Source organism: Acinetobacter sp. ABJ_C1_1 (assembly GCF_044684115.1).
GTDB lineage: Bacteria > Pseudomonadota > Gammaproteobacteria > Pseudomonadales > Moraxellaceae > Acinetobacter > Acinetobacter nosocomialis_A.
This window is the reverse complement of sequence record NZ_JBITPU010000001.1, coordinates 828,398-842,858: the sequence shown is the minus strand read 5'-3', so window position 1 is coordinate 842,858 and position 14,461 is coordinate 828,398. Positions and strand designations below refer to the sequence as shown.

The following is a 14,461-nucleotide window of genomic DNA, read 5'->3' as shown; positions in this document are numbered from 1 at the left end:
ATATAATTCCTTGCTTGCTTTTTGCAAAAAAATTCATCCGCTTGTCTGAAATTGATACTTTTAGCAAATTGTCTAACAATCTAGTGGCTGAAATAAGTCAATTCCACTTATTGTAATGCTAGCTAAAAAATAAACAATATGAGGAAATAGCATGAGCAATAATCAAGTTTCAAAAGATATAGCTGAGAATGCTTCGTCTGTAGCAGAGACGGTTAAGACCGAAGTAACTGAAGCAAAAGAAGCTGTAGCGAAAACAACAACTCGAGCTAAAAAAGCAGTGAGTACTAAAGCAACACAGGTAAAAGAAGTTGTAGCTCAAAAAACAGAACAGGTGAAAGAAGTCGCTCATGAAGCAACTTCGCAAGTTAAAGAAGCTATTGCAGAAACTCAAGAACACGTCAAAGCTGTAATTAGCGAGACTGAAGAAAAAATTGAGGCTGAAACTCAAGAATTGAATCAGAATATTCAAAACCAGTTTGCTCAGATTAAACAAGATATTTTACAACGTCTTGATGTGATTAAAGCTCAGTTCAATACTTCTCAAGAAGGACTGAATGAACTGAAAAATACATTGAAAGCTGAAATTAATGCGTTAATTGAAGATTTAACGAAAGTGACTAAAGAACTTAAGGGTGACATTAGCCAGATTTCTTTAAAACATAAAGACTCTTTAAGTGAGAGCTTAAAGCGCACTAAAAATAATGCGGTTGAGGCTTGGAACAAAGCAAGAGATCACTAAAGATTTAAGATTAAAATTCAATAAAAAAGCGAGAATTAATTTCTCGCTTTTTTATTTTTTAAAACTGATGCAGCCAATCACGTTTATTGTGAAAATCAGCATTTTTTCCACTATGCTGCATTGCATAGTACTGCATACCATCTTTTGTTTTTAAAACAGCAGTTAAACCTAAATAAAGGTTTGCCCATTTCAAACGGTGCTGTTGCATAAACTGGCCTAAATCAAGACTTACATTTAAACCATAATGAGTACGCTTGAGATGATTTAGTTCGATATCGTAAGCAACGAGGGGAGGCATGCTTTCTGGATATCGATATTCTTCAAACTGGTAGGTCTGCCATGCTTGAGAAGGGGAAAGGTTAATTTCCCGGTAGAAATCTTCATCATGCACGCCGATAAAAATTTCAAAACAAGTCTCTTCCCACAAAAAATCTTGACGAGGATGAGCCGCGACTTCTTGGGGCCAGATAATAAGTTGGTTTGGATCACGAATCCAAAAACCCACATTTAATGTATGCGGGGCTTGCTGTTCAATTGCGCCAACAACAGAAACAGCATGAAAACGATCAAAAGCTGAAAGTTCGTAACTTGCCATAAGTAGTCAATAAGTTAGTTTGCTAAGTGAGCGTGACGAACGAGGTTAGATAAGTGTTGGTTTTGCTTAGCTGCTTTTTTGTAGAGTAAAACGATTTTGCCGATTTTCTGCACAGCTTCAGCGCCAGTCGCTTCTACAATTGCATCAATTACAGCTGCACGAGCTTCACGGTCTTCACCAGCAATTTTTACTTTGATGAGTTCATGATCATTTAAAGCACGAAGAGTTTCTTCGATTACAGCATCTGTTAAGCCTTGTCCACCAATCATGACAACCGGATTAAGCACGTGACCAATTTGACGTAAACGTTTACGTTCATGAATAGATAAAGCGGCCATTAAAAATACCTGATTTTAAAAACGACTTAGTATAGCAAAAAACTTAAAATCAAATGTACGAAAAACTGTATAAATAATCGATCAACATTATTGGAAAAAAACTGTAAAAGTTATTGAGATTAGGTTACATCCGTACTGTAATGAGAGTAATTTTCACGTACAATGAACAATCAGAAGTTTTTTTGATATTTAGTGAGTTATGGCAACACGCATCACAAACCAAAAATTGTCTAAAAGTAGTCGTGCGTGGATGAGGGAACATCTAGACGATCCTTTTGTAAAAAAAGCACAAAAGGAAGGATATCGTGCACGAGCAGCATATAAACTTCTTGAAATTCAAGAAAAATATAAGTTGATCAAGCCAGGCATGACAGTGGTTGATTTGGGAGCAGCTCCTGGGAGTTGGTCGCAAATTGCTGGGAAACTTGTTGGTAGCAAGGGTTTAGTTATTGCTTCCGATATTTTGCCTATGGATGCTTTGCCGGATGTCACTTTCTTACAAGGCGACTTCAGAGAAGAAGCTGTATTTGAAAAATTGTTAAATATTTTAAACGGAAGACAAGTAGACATTGTAATTTCTGATATGGCCCCCAATACATCAGGTAATAGGGCTGTTGATCAACCTAGACAGATTTACTTGTGTGAACTTGCTTTAGACTTTGCTCAGAAAGTCTTGGGTCCAAATGGACAGTTTGTTGTTAAAGTGTTCCAAGGCGCAGGATTTGATGAGTTTCGTAAACAAGTAGTTGATAGTTTTGATGTGTTAAAAACAGCAAAACCAGCAGCTTCTCGGGCACGATCTAAAGAAGTTTTTTTGGTTGGACAAGGGCGTAAGAAAGCATTGCAATAAAGTTTACTTGCCAAGCTCCTAAAAATTGTGCATTTTGTATCTTTTAGGTTATCCGCAAGCAAGACAATTGCTGTTTTTAAGACGATCGGCCAAGATTGGGCATGATCAAATTAGATCGATATGGGAATAAAGCTTTGAGCGATTACTTCAAGAATGCCGTATTGTGGCTAATAATACTGGGTGTTCTGATTTTAATTTTCAGTAATATCAGTGACCGCAATAAGCCTACTGCAATGAAATATTCAGATTTTGTTGCAGCGGTGAATGCTGGCCAAATTAAGCAAGTCACGATTGACGGTTTAAATATTAGTGGTGAAAAAACTAACGGATCTCAGTTTGAAACTGTTCGTCCGCAAGTTGAAGACACTGAACTTATGCCAAGCTTAAACAAGCAAAATGTTGTTGTAGAGGGCACAGCACCACAACGTCAAGGCATTTTGATGCAACTTCTCATTGCTAGTTTCCCTGTACTGTTAATCATTCTGTTATTCATGTTCTTTATGCGTAACATGGGTGGTGGTGCAGGCGGTAAAAATGGTCCGATGAGTTTTGGTAAATCGAAAGCGAAAATGCTTTCTGAAGACCAAATCAAAGTGACTTTTGCTGACGTTGCCGGTTGTGATGAAGCGAAACAAGAAGTTGTGGAAATTGTAGATTTCTTAAAAGATCCTGCAAAATTCAAACGCTTGGGCGCTACGATTCCACGTGGCGTACTTATGGTTGGTCCTCCAGGTACTGGTAAAACGTTATTAGCTAAAGCAATTGCTGGTGAAGCAAAAGTTCCATTCTTCAGCATTTCTGGTTCTGACTTTGTTGAGATGTTCGTGGGTGTGGGTGCGTCCCGTGTCCGTGACATGTTTGAACAAGCAAAACGTCATGCACCATGTATCATCTTTATTGATGAGATTGATGCAGTAGGTCGTCACCGTGGTTCGGGTACGGGTGGTGGACACGATGAACGTGAGCAAACCTTAAACCAAATGCTCGTAGAGATGGATGGTTTTGAAGGTAATGAAGGCGTAATCGTTATTGCTGCAACAAACCGTGTTGACGTATTAGATAAAGCGTTATTACGTCCAGGCCGTTTTGACCGTCAAGTTATGGTTGGTTTACCTGATATCCGTGGTCGTGAACAAATCCTGAATGTACATTTGAAAAAGTTACCTTCAGTCACTGGCGTAGATGTTAAAGTTTTATCTCGTGGTACACCTGGTTTCTCTGGTGCTCAGTTGGCGAACCTTGTAAATGAAGCTGCTTTGTTTGCTGCTCGCCGTAATAAGAACACTGTCGATATGCATGACTTTGAAGATGCAAAAGATAAGATCTATATGGGTCCAGAACGTAAATCAATGGTTTTACGCGAAGAAGAACGCCGTGCAACTGCTTACCATGAAGCTGGGCACGCAATTGTTGCTGAGATTTTACCGGGTACTGACCCTGTGCATAAGGTAACAATTATGCCGCGTGGTTGGGCTTTAGGTGTAACTTGGCAGCTACCTGAGCAAGATCAGATTAGCCACTATAAAGACAAAATGTTAAATGAAATTGCAATTTTGTTTGGTGGCCGTATTGCTGAAGAAGTCTTTATTCAGCAGCAATCGACTGGTGCTTCAAATGACTTTGAGCGTGCTACGAAAATGGCTCGTGCGATGGTAACGAAGTACGGTATGTCTGACAAAATGGGTGTTATGGTTTACGAAGATGAAAATCAAAATGGATTCTTCGGTAACGTAGGTAGCCGTACAATTTCTGAAGCAACTCAACAACAGGTTGATCAGGAAGTACGCCGTATTTTAGATGAACAGTATAAAGTTGCTCGTGATATCTTGGAAAATAATAAAGATATCGCACATGCTATGGTTAAAGCGTTGATGGAATGGGAAACCATTGATCGTGAGCAAATCCGTGACATCATGGAAGGACGCGAGCCTCAACCACCTAAAGTTTATATTGCTGAAAATCCGGTATCGGCATTTGAACCACCGAAAGATGGTCCATCTACTCCACCGCCATTACCAGCGATGAATTAAGTTCAATAATGAAAAAGCCACAGTCATGTGGCTTTTTTTTTATTTGTATTAAAACTGGGTAAAGCTGAAAAGAAATCAACAGCATGTAACGTATAGTCTTGCTAAAATAGTCGCTGTTTTTTAACCGGAGCTTGTTATGCAGTTAATATCTTTACCCAAGCAGATTTTACAGTGTGGACAGCTTCAATTAGATTTATCTCAGCCACATGTTATGGGCATTTTAAATGTTACCCCAGACTCTTTTAGTGATGGTGGTAAACATAACCAATTAGACCAAGCGGTTGGCTACGCGCTTAATATGATTGAGCAAGGCGCGACTATTATTGATATTGGTGGGGAGTCTACCCGACCTGGTGCTTCAGAAGTTGCAGTAGAAGAAGAAATGCGCCGTGTGGTGCCAGTAGTTAAAGCTTTATCTCATCATAATGTTATTTTGTCGATTGATACGAGCCAGCCAGAAGTTATTCGTGCAGCAAAAGCAGCAGGGGCACATATCTGGAACGATGTTCGTGCCTTAACACGTCCGAATGCTTTAGAAACTGCTGTAGAGTTGGATATCCCTGTAGTGATTATGCATATGCGTGGTGAACCAACCACAATGAATCAGTTGGATCAGTACACTGATGTAACACTTGATGTGATGCAAGAGCTGCAACAACGCATTGATGAGGCTTTGGCTGCCGGGGTAAAAAAGCATAATATTATTGTTGACCCTGGATTTGGTTTTGCAAAAAATGCTCAGCAAAATTTAAAACTATTAAAAGAATTTTGGAAACTTAATGAATTGGGCTATCCAATTTTATCTGGTCTTTCTCGTAAACGCTTTATCGGGGAGGCTTTAAAAGGAGCTGCTGCTGATCAGCGTGCTGTAGGAAGTGTTACTGGCCATTTGTTGAGTATTCAGCAAGGAGCGTCGATTGTAAGAGCACATGATGTGAAAGCGATGCATGAGGCTGTTTTAGTTTGGCAGGCTATGCAACAAGCTTGAAATGTCATCTTGGAAAAGTAGACTAGATCATTGTCTATTTAAATAAAGTGGAAGAGTGAGTCGGGTAAAAATCTCGTGATTTTTGCGAAAATATGTTATAAGCGGCAAGTTTTTGCTGTTGTGTAATCTTTTGTATGTTCGAAGACCTACTTCTCCCGATGTTTGATGATGAATATTATCCAGATATTTTGGTCGCTGAACTTAAGCAGCTCATTGAACAATTTGCCAAGAAAGTTCAAAAACCTGCTTTAGCTGATCAAGATGTTTATCGATATGCTCATCAGACTGTAAATGAAATTAATGAAATGAAACCACAGTTTGAAGATCTGGATTCATCGCTTGATGATAGTGCTGCTGATTATATTGCTGAGGCAATGATGATGGTGGTACAGGATGCAGGATTTTTAGATCTTGAAATGGAAGAGCTGGTTATGAATCGAGAGTGGTAATTACTCTCGATTCTCAAAATTTTTGATCGCATCTAATAAATGACATGTCTCGTCTAAATGAACTTCGTCTATTTTCTCAATTTTTAAAATTAAATTTCCATTCTGCTGTTCATTTACTTCTGCCAATACGCTGACCCAATAGTTTTTTTGTTGCTGCTGTAACTCTTTAAATTGAGTAAATATCTCTTGAGAAGCTTCAATCAGATAGTCATCTTGAGTAATAGAGCAGCGTACAAAGTGCCAATCATTATTTTTGAACAAGACTGTGCCGTTAAAAATATCTCCAGCATTTGCAATGGATATAAAGAGTAATGTGTTTATAAATATTAGTATTCTTATCATAAGTGTCATTTTTAACAGGCATAAAAAAACCAGCTTACGCTGGATTCTTTGTAGCACCAAATTCAATAGTTGAAAATGGTGCCCGGGGCCGGACTCGAACCGGCACGCTTTGAGGGCGGGGGATTTTAAATCCCCTGTGTCTACCTATTTCACCACCCGGGCATGAGCGCAATAATAGAGGACAAGTGCGCGATTGGCAAGAGAAAATCAGAGAGTTTGCTTTATTTTCAATCAGTTCTTGTTTGTATTTATATAAATTAATCAATTTTTGTCATGATTTGTTCATCAAACTGAGATCAGCTGTTCATCTTATGTACTTAAGTTTAAAGCACTCATTGCTTAAAACTTAGAGAATTTTATGTCAGAGAAAATTTCACGCCGAGAATTAATTCAAAAAAGTCTACTCGGTTTTGGGGCTTTATCTATGCCTGTTGCTTTTAGCGGTTGCAACGATGGTTCCGATGATGAAAGTCCGCAAATACAAGCAGATTTTCTTCATGGTGTCGCAAGTGGAGACCCCTTGCAAGATAAAGTCATCTTATGGACACGTGTAACACCTACAGACTTAGGAGTGCGCTTAAAAGTTGTGTGGGAAATTTCAACCGATAATCAATTTAAACAAAATTTAAAGACGGGAATGGTTGAAACAAGCAAGACTGATGATTTTACAGTGAAAGTTGATGCAACTGGTTTGCAAGCAGATACGGTGTACTACTATCGTTTTAAGTTTGGTAGCAAGGTCTCACCAGTGGGGCAGACGAAAACATTACCAACATCGACCAATAAAGTAAGCTTTGCAGTATGTTCTTGCTCGAACTATCCAGCGGGTTACTTTTATGTTTATCGTGAAATGGCAAAGCAGAATGTCGATGTCATTATTCATTTGGGTGACTATATTTATGAATATGGTTCAGATGGCTATGCGACAGAAGATGCTGCAAAACTAGGTCGTACGTTACCTGCTGACAATAATAAAGAAATTATTAAATTAGATGATTATCGCAAACGCTATGCACTTTATCGTCAGGATAAAGATTTACAGGCAGCCCATCAGCGCCATCCTTTCATTGTAATTTGGGATGATCATGAGTTAGCGAACGATGCGTGGCGTGATGGTGCAGAAAACCATCAAAGTAACGAAGGGTCTTTCTCAGATCGTAAATTAGCAGCTCTGCAAGCTTATTTTGAATGGATGCCGATTCGTCCGGTTTCTAGTACGGATCATTTAAATATTTATCGCCAGTTTAACTTTGGCTCACTTGTTCAATTAACCATGCTAGATACGCGTATTATCGCGCGTGATAAGCAGCTTGAATATAAAGACTACATGACAGCCTCGGGCTTGGATATTGCAAAATTTCAAGCAGACTTAACAAATCCTGCGCGTACTTTAATGGGGTATACGCAAAGAGATTGGTTGGTCGATAAATTAAAGCAATCTACAGCAACATGGAATGTAGTAGGGCAACAAGTCTTAATGAGTAAAATGTGGATTCCAGCTGAGTTATTGGCATCGTTAGGGCAAATTACTTCAGGAGGAACTTCATCTGAAGCACTTGCTAAGATGAACGCACAAATTATTGAGTTGGTCACTTTAAAACTTCGTTTACAAAAAAATGATCCGACATTAACAGTTCAAGAAAAAGCAAGGATTATGACGGTTGCACCATACAATCTTGATGCTTGGGATGGTTACTATGCTGAGAGAGAGTTTGTGTATGACAAATTGGCAGAGTTGAATAAAAAGATGATTGTACTAGCAGGAGATACGCATAATGCATGGGCATCTTATTTGTATAGTCAAAAAGGAAAATATGTTGGAGTTGAACTTGCGACGAGCTCTGTATCATCTCCTGGCTTAGAAAAATATTTAAGTATTCCTTTGGCACAGTTACAGCAGTTTGAATTTGCATTTACTACATTAATTGATGAATTGGCCTATTGTAATTTAAACCAACGAGGATACTTGCTGGTTACTTTGGATCAGGCACAAGTTCACTCGGAATGGGTATTTTTAGATTCTATTAAAAATGCTGAATATCAAATCGATTCAAGTAGACAAAATGATATTGTATTGGATCTGAATTTGATGCCGTTAAAACAAGGTCAAAAGACGGCTTAAAATTTTAGAAGAATAGAGGGTTACATAGTAGCCCTTTTTTTAGGTATAAAAAAACCAGCTTACGCTGGATTCTTTATGACACCATATTCAGTACTTGAAGATGGTGCCCGGGGCCGGACTCGAACCGGCACGCTTTGAGGGCGGGGGATTTTAAATCCCCTGTGTCTACCTATTTCACCACCCGGGCTTTACCAAATTTGGAGGCGGAGGTCGGAATCGAACCGGCGTCCACGGAGTTGCAGTCCGCTGCATGACCACTCTGCCACCCCGCCTACATTTGGTGATGCACATATTAGCAACCTTTACAGAAAAAACAATACTGTTTTGAGCGAAGATGCACATAAAAACAGCATCTAGAATAAAATTGTCGAAATTATCATGTATTATTAGCACATTAAATTCATGTCTACCTTGGAGATGTGCTGTGGCATTGGTTTTAGACGGTCGTGCATTAGCAAAGCAAATTGAAGAAAATTTGTTGGTACGTGTTGAAGCTTTAAAAGCGAAAACAGGTCGTACCCCGATTTTGGCGACTATTTTAGTTGGGGATGATGGTGCATCTGCAACTTATGTACGTATGAAAGGTAATGCCTGCCGCCGCGTAGGTATGGATTCATTAAAAATCGAATTACCACAAGAAACGACAACAGAACAATTATTAGCTGAAATTGAAAAGCTTAATGCCAATCCAGATGTTCACGGTATTCTTTTACAACATCCAGTTCCTGCACAAATTGATGAGCGTGCGTGTTTTGATGCGATCTCATTAGCAAAAGATGTTGATGGCGTAACTTGCCTTGGTTTTGGCCGTATGGCAATGGGTGAAGCTGCATATGGTTCAGCAACTCCTGCTGGCATTATGACGATTCTTAAAGAAAACAATATCGAAATTGCTGGCAAACACGCGGTTGTAGTTGGTCGTTCAGCAATTTTAGGTAAACCAATGGCAATGATGTTGTTACAAGCAAACGCAACGGTAACGATTTGTCATTCACGTACACAAAACTTACCTGAGCTTGTGAAACAAGCTGACATTATTGTTGGTGCTGTAGGTAAAGCTGAACTTATTCAAAAAGACTGGATTAAACAAGGTGCAGTTGTTGTAGATGCTGGTTTCCATCCACGTGATGGCGGTGGTGTTGGCGATATTCAATTACAAGGTATTGAAGAAATTGCTTCTGCTTATACACCAGTACCGGGTGGTGTTGGTCCAATGACAATCACAACTTTGATTCGTCAAACTGTAGAAGCTGCTGAAAAAGCTTTAGGTTAATTTAATTTATTCACGGCGGCGTCCTAGCATTTAATGCAAATGTTAGGACTTCGTATGCTACTTTTCTTTCGGGATGAGTAGCGAAGCTACACAAGACCAAACCGTTGCAGCAATTAATACAGTGGAATTGAACTAACGTATTTTTAGTAACTAGTCACTATCATGCTTTAAGCTACTGTTTTAGTCTTGCTCGCGATGCAGATGATCAAATAGTAATTATAAATTGTTGAGCTTATTTATGAGCTGCACCTTTCAACTGTCCAAAGCCCCTGAACATTTACTTCAAGCCTTACATGAAGTCATTCCTCATTGTGAATTAATGGCACAACAGTTGCCAGAAACTCCAATTTCTTTATGGTTGATTCCACCTGTTTTTCCAACTGATCGATTGGATGACGAAGTTATTCGCCGTATCTGGAATGACACGCCGTATTGGATTTTCTGTTGGGCATCAGGCTTGGCGATGGCTCAGTGGATACTTGCAGAGCCGCACCATGTTAAAGATAAAGTGGTGTTAGATTTCGGAGCTGGTTCTGGTGTAGTGGCAATTGCTGCAAAAATGGCAGGAGCAAAACGCGTAATCTGCTGTGATATTGATCAGGTTAGCTTAAATGCTTGCCGTGAAAATGCTTTACTTAATGATGTAGAACTCGAATATTTAGATGATTTATATAAGGCTGAACAAGTCGATGTTTTACTTGCTGCCGATGTGTTATATGACCAATGTAATCGCTTTTTCTTAGACGAATTTTTAAAATTTGCACCAGAAGTTTGGGTAGCAGATAGCCGAGTTAAAAATTTTAGTCATCCAAAATATGAAAAAATTGAAGAAAGAAGTGCTACTACGTGGCCAGATCTGGATGAAGCAAGAGAATTTAGAAACGTAAGTTTTTATAAGACGCTGTAAAAGAACAGCGTCTTTTTTATGTTATGAACAAGTATAACGAACCACTTTTAATGTGCTTGGGCGAGCTTCAAGTGCTTGGCGAGTCGCATAGTCTTCACCATTATTTAAACTAGGTGTGTTTGATAAACCGAAAGAAGCACGAGTTTCACCGAGTTGAATTCCATACTGCTCATCTTTAGCTGGGTTTGGAATTTCGTTGATACTTAAAATTGATAATTTATAAACTTTCTGAGCACCTAACACATTCTGACAAGCACGTTGTAATTTACGCTCATCAAGTTGCTGGTTACTACGACCAGCTAAAGTATAAGCTAAAGTCGCTGAAGTTTTAGTTTGGTTTTCAATCTGATAGCCAGTTGAACCATTATATTGGCGAGGTGTAGTCTGGCAAGCAGTTAAAATAAACATACTACTTAATGCCAAACATAAAATACTTTTATTCATCAGTATCGTCCTTATTTTCTTATATGAAGTATCTCATAAAATAGAAGTGTTGTTGGTGCTTAATTCGCTTGCTTAGAGCCAATATTGAATGACGATATTGGCTCTAATTGTAAAATATTAATGCTCTTTAATTTTTGAATGGTGCTTGGTGTCTTTCATAAATATATAGATCAGTAATGAAATGAAAATCATAATACTGACATAAATAAAGAACCATGATTCATGACCAGCTTCTTTGAAACTTAACGCGAAAAACTCGGCTGTACCGCCAAATAAAGTATTGGCAATTGCATAAGGTAAAGCCACACCCAAAGCTCGAATATGTGCAGGGAAAAGTTCAGCTTTTACAACAGCGTTAATTGAGGTATAGCCGGTTACCATGACCAGTCCACCTAAACATAACCAGAATGCTGTCCAGTAGTTATGCGTGTTTGCAAGTGCATCAAATAAAATGTAGGTGAATAAAACACCTGTTACCCCGAATGCAATCATAAGCGGTTTACGGCCAATTCGATCTGATAATGCACCTGCCAGCGGCTGTAAACACATAAAGATGAATAGGGCTAAAGTGGTAATTTGAGTCGCTTCAGGCTTGGTAAAACCAGAAGTATTCACTAAATATTTCTGTAAATAGGTGGTGTAAGTATAGAAAGCTAAAGTACCACCAGCAGTTAAAAATAATACGGTGAATGCTTCTTTTGGGTAATGTTTAAATAACGCAAACATGCCTGATTTTGGCTGGTCTGTTTCTGCTTGTGCATTTTTAAAAGATTGGGTTTCCATTAAACCACGGCGAATACGGAACACTACAATGGCTAAAAGAGCCCCGATGAAAAATGGTACACGCCATCCCCAGTCGTGTAATTGCTGCTCTGTAAGTACCATTTGTAAAATGAGAAGTACACACAAGGCAGTGAGCTGTCCGGCAATTAAAGTGACATATTGAAAGCTTGAGAAGAAACCACGTCGGTCTTTTTCTGCCATCTCACTTAAATAAGTGGCGCTTGCACCATATTCACCGCCTACGCTTAAGCCTTGAATTAAACGTGCAACAACCAGTAGTAATGGGGCAAATACACCAATGCTTTCATAAGATGGTGTAACTGCAATGAGTAGAGAGCCAACACACATTAAAGTAACGGAAAGTGTAAGACCGGCCTTACGTCCTTTACGGTCTGAATAAATCCCCATAATCCATGCGCCGATGGGACGCATAAGGAAACCTACTGCGAAAATTGCAGCTGCTTGAAGAAGTTGAGCAGTTTGACTTCCTTTTGGGAAAAAGGCATGAGCAAAATAGAGCGTAAATGCGGCATACACATACCAGTCGTACCATTCGACAAGGTTACCGGCAGAACCGCCCAAAATTGATTTTAGACGAGTTTTTGTATCTAAATTAGAATGTGGAGTTGTTGCGGTAGAAGGTTGATCAACCATGAGTCGCTCCATGTTTCGCTTGGGTTGAATGCTAAAAAAGAGAAGATTTATTCCGTTTTTACATATTATCTAGAGGAGTATTTCACTTTATTTTTTTTATGTCTGTAAAACAATGTTTATTATTTAAGTAAGGGAATAAGTTGAATATTTATGTGATTTCAAATTAGCCAATCAGCTCATTTTGATGATCTTATTCGGATCTTTGGCCTATTATTTTTTTCCAAGTAGTAAAAACTGATAAAGAATGAGTAATGTTTGGACGAAGAAAACCTATATCTCTTAAAAATAATGATATATTCCAAAGAAAATTTTAAATAAATACAGTTAGGCATGATGTCTTAGCATTGTGGACTAGATGTGTGTGGATAATGAAAAGGACATTCAGATGTCAAATTGCCCGAAAAAATATATTGTTGCTTTTGATCAGGGAACAACAAGCTCAAGAGCAATTGTTTTAGACCATGATGCGAATGTTGTCAGTATTGCTCAAAAAGAATTTACCCAAATATATCCTCAGCCAGGTTGGGTTGAGCATGACCCTATGGAAATTTGGGCAACACAAAGTGCGGTATGGGTAGAGGCATTGGCTCAAGCTGGCATTAAGAGCGAACAAGTTGCGGCAATTGGGATCACAAATCAGCGCGAAACCACAGTTGTTTGGGATAAAAAAACAGGTAAGCCGATTTACAATGCGATTGTTTGGCAGAGCCGACAGACGACTGAAATTTGTAATCAATTGCATAAAGCAGGTTGGCAAGAATATATACGTAAAACAACTGGTTTAGTCATTGATCCTTATTTTTCGGCCACAAAAATTAAATGGATTTTAGACCACGTTGAAGGAAGCCGTGAGCGTGCTGAGCGAGGAGAGTTGTTGTTTGGTACGGTGGACACGTGGTTAATCTGGAAATTAACCAATGGTGCTGTTCACGTCACTGATTTTACCAATGCTTCACGAACCATGCTGTTTGATATCGAAAAGCTTGAGTGGGATGAAAAACTTTTGCAGGCCTTAGATATTCCTAGAGCAATGTTACCTGAAGTTCGTAGTTCATCTGAGGTTTATGGATATACGCATACTATTAGTGGGCAAGAAGTAGGGATCCCAATTGCAGGAATTGCAGGTGATCAACAAGCTGCGCTTTTTGGTCAAATGTGTGTTGAGTCAGGACAGGCTAAAAATACTTATGGTACTGGTTGTTTTCTTTTAATGAACACGGGTAAAAAGATTGTCCGTTCAGAGCATGGATTACTCACAACTATTGCATGTGGTGCGAGTGGTGAGGTGAACTATGCCTTAGAGGGCGCTGTATTTAACGGTGGTTCTTGTGTGCAGTGGCTACGTGATGAGTTAAAGGTCATTAAGAATGCTAAAGACTCAGAGCTTTATGCAACACGTGTAAAAGACAGTAATGGTGTATATGTGGTTCCTGCTTTTACTGGGTTGGGTGCACCGTATTGGGACCCGACAGCTCGAGGGGCAATTTTCGGTCTGACACGTGGAGCCAGCATTGAGCATATTATTCGCGCAACTTTAGAGTCCATTGCTTACCAGACAAGAGATGTACTTGATGCCATGCAGCAAGATGCAGAAGAAGAGCTTCGTACGCTCCGTGTTGATGGTGGAGTAACGGAAAATAATTTCTTGATGCAATTTCAGTCCGATATTTTAGCGACACCAGTCGAACGCCCAATAATGAAAGAAACTACCGCTTTGGGTGCAGCTTTCCTTGCAGGGTTAGCAACGGGTTTCTGGCAAGATCTTCATGAGTTAAGAAATAAATCTGCCATAGAAAAGGTATTTGAGCCAAAAATGTCTGCTGAACAATCTGAGCTGATTTATAAAGGTTGGTTAAAAGCAGTGAAACGCAGTCAAAGCTGGGCAGAGGATTGAGCTTTTTCTTAACTAGTTGAATTCAATAGTAGGGTAGTCAATGGATAGTTAAA

Annotated in this window: 14 protein-coding genes and 3 tRNA genes; 9 read left to right on the top strand and 8 right to left on the bottom strand. The window is 39.1% G+C overall.

The window, feature by feature from the left end; translation table 11 throughout:
• Window positions 1-151: 151 nt before the first annotated feature.
• Complete coding sequence (locus ACG59Z_RS04080) at window positions 152-739, top strand: hypothetical protein (protein ID WP_400197998.1); 588 nt, start codon at window positions 152-154, stop codon at window positions 737-739.
• Window positions 740-797: 58 nt separating this feature from the next.
• Here the strand turns inward: ACG59Z_RS04080 and ACG59Z_RS04075 are convergent, their stop codons facing one another.
• Entirely contained in the window at window positions 798-1,334 is a 537-nt protein-coding gene (locus ACG59Z_RS04075) for a DOMON-like domain-containing protein (protein WP_002048508.1), read from the bottom strand.
• A 14-nt stretch (window positions 1,335-1,348) separates the two neighbouring features.
• A complete protein-coding gene (gene yhbY, locus ACG59Z_RS04070) occupies window positions 1,349-1,672 on the bottom strand; it encodes a ribosome assembly RNA-binding protein YhbY (protein ID WP_000729551.1) in 324 nt (107 codons plus the stop codon).
• A 199-nt stretch (window positions 1,673-1,871) separates the two neighbouring features.
• Between yhbY and rlmE the strand changes: the two genes are divergently transcribed.
• From rlmE to ACG59Z_RS04050, 4 genes are all read left to right on the top strand, one after another.
• The gene (rlmE, locus tag ACG59Z_RS04065; protein WP_000235573.1) at window positions 1,872-2,522 is read left to right on the top strand and encodes a 23S rRNA (uridine(2552)-2'-O)-methyltransferase RlmE; all 651 of its coding nucleotides are present in this window, start codon (window positions 1,872-1,874) and stop codon (window positions 2,520-2,522) included.
• Between the two features lie 134 nt (window positions 2,523-2,656).
• Window positions 2,657-4,552, top strand: a complete 1,896-nt coding sequence (gene ftsH, locus ACG59Z_RS04060; protein ID WP_263614916.1) for an ATP-dependent zinc metalloprotease FtsH — start codon at window positions 2,657-2,659, stop codon at window positions 4,550-4,552.
• A 136-nt stretch (window positions 4,553-4,688) separates the two neighbouring features.
• Window positions 4,689-5,540 (top strand): dihydropteroate synthase, encoded by an 852-nt coding sequence (gene folP, locus ACG59Z_RS04055; RefSeq protein ID WP_400197997.1) that lies wholly within the window; start codon window positions 4,689-4,691, stop codon window positions 5,538-5,540.
• Window positions 5,541-5,674: 134 nt separating this feature from the next.
• On the top strand, window positions 5,675-5,989 hold the full coding sequence (locus tag ACG59Z_RS04050; RefSeq protein ID WP_004699637.1) for a DUF5713 family protein: 315 nt from the start codon (window positions 5,675-5,677) through the stop codon (window positions 5,987-5,989).
• Here the strand turns inward: ACG59Z_RS04050 and ACG59Z_RS04045 are convergent, their stop codons facing one another.
• Both ACG59Z_RS04045 and ACG59Z_RS04040 read right to left on the bottom strand, forming a co-directional pair.
• Window positions 5,990-6,250 (bottom strand): hypothetical protein, encoded by a 261-nt coding sequence (locus ACG59Z_RS04045; RefSeq protein ID WP_400197996.1) that lies wholly within the window; start codon window positions 6,248-6,250, stop codon window positions 5,990-5,992.
• A gap of 157 nt (window positions 6,251-6,407) precedes the next feature.
• Window positions 6,408-6,493, bottom strand: a tRNA-Leu gene (locus tag ACG59Z_RS04040).
• Between the two features lie 196 nt (window positions 6,494-6,689).
• On the opposite strand from ACG59Z_RS04040, the gene ACG59Z_RS04035 reads away from it, so the two are divergent.
• On the top strand, window positions 6,690-8,453 hold the full coding sequence (locus ACG59Z_RS04035; RefSeq protein WP_400197995.1) for an alkaline phosphatase D family protein: 1,764 nt from the start codon (window positions 6,690-6,692) through the stop codon (window positions 8,451-8,453).
• A gap of 101 nt (window positions 8,454-8,554) precedes the next feature.
• Here the strand turns inward: ACG59Z_RS04035 and ACG59Z_RS04030 are convergent.
• Window positions 8,555-8,640, bottom strand: a tRNA-Leu gene (locus ACG59Z_RS04030).
• An 11-nt stretch (window positions 8,641-8,651) separates the two neighbouring features.
• Window positions 8,652-8,725 (bottom strand) — tRNA-Cys (locus tag ACG59Z_RS04025).
• 152 nt (window positions 8,726-8,877) lie between these two features.
• Here ACG59Z_RS04025 and folD point away from each other — a divergent pair.
• The gene (folD, locus tag ACG59Z_RS04020; RefSeq protein WP_001229846.1) at window positions 8,878-9,726 is read left to right on the top strand and encodes a bifunctional methylenetetrahydrofolate dehydrogenase/methenyltetrahydrofolate cyclohydrolase FolD; all 849 of its coding nucleotides are present in this window, start codon (window positions 8,878-8,880) and stop codon (window positions 9,724-9,726) included.
• 238 nt (window positions 9,727-9,964) lie between these two features.
• A complete protein-coding gene (locus ACG59Z_RS04015) occupies window positions 9,965-10,633 on the top strand; it encodes a methyltransferase (RefSeq protein ID WP_212283121.1) in 669 nt (222 codons plus the stop codon).
• 21 nt (window positions 10,634-10,654) lie between these two features.
• On the opposite strand, the gene ACG59Z_RS04010 is transcribed toward ACG59Z_RS04015, so the two are convergent.
• Together ACG59Z_RS04010 and ACG59Z_RS04005 are read right to left on the bottom strand one after the other, a co-directional pair.
• Window positions 10,655-11,077 (bottom strand): hypothetical protein, encoded by a 423-nt coding sequence (locus ACG59Z_RS04010; RefSeq protein WP_343569027.1) that lies wholly within the window; start codon window positions 11,075-11,077, stop codon window positions 10,655-10,657.
• A gap of 117 nt (window positions 11,078-11,194) precedes the next feature.
• Complete coding sequence (locus ACG59Z_RS04005; RefSeq protein ID WP_263614444.1) at window positions 11,195-12,526, bottom strand: MFS transporter; 1,332 nt, start codon at window positions 12,524-12,526, stop codon at window positions 11,195-11,197.
• 373 nt (window positions 12,527-12,899) lie between these two features.
• On the opposite strand from ACG59Z_RS04005, the gene glpK reads away from it, so the two are divergent.
• Window positions 12,900-14,408, top strand: a complete 1,509-nt coding sequence (glpK, locus tag ACG59Z_RS04000; RefSeq protein ID WP_320139233.1) for a glycerol kinase GlpK — start codon at window positions 12,900-12,902, stop codon at window positions 14,406-14,408.
• Window positions 14,409-14,461 lie beyond the last annotated feature (53 nt).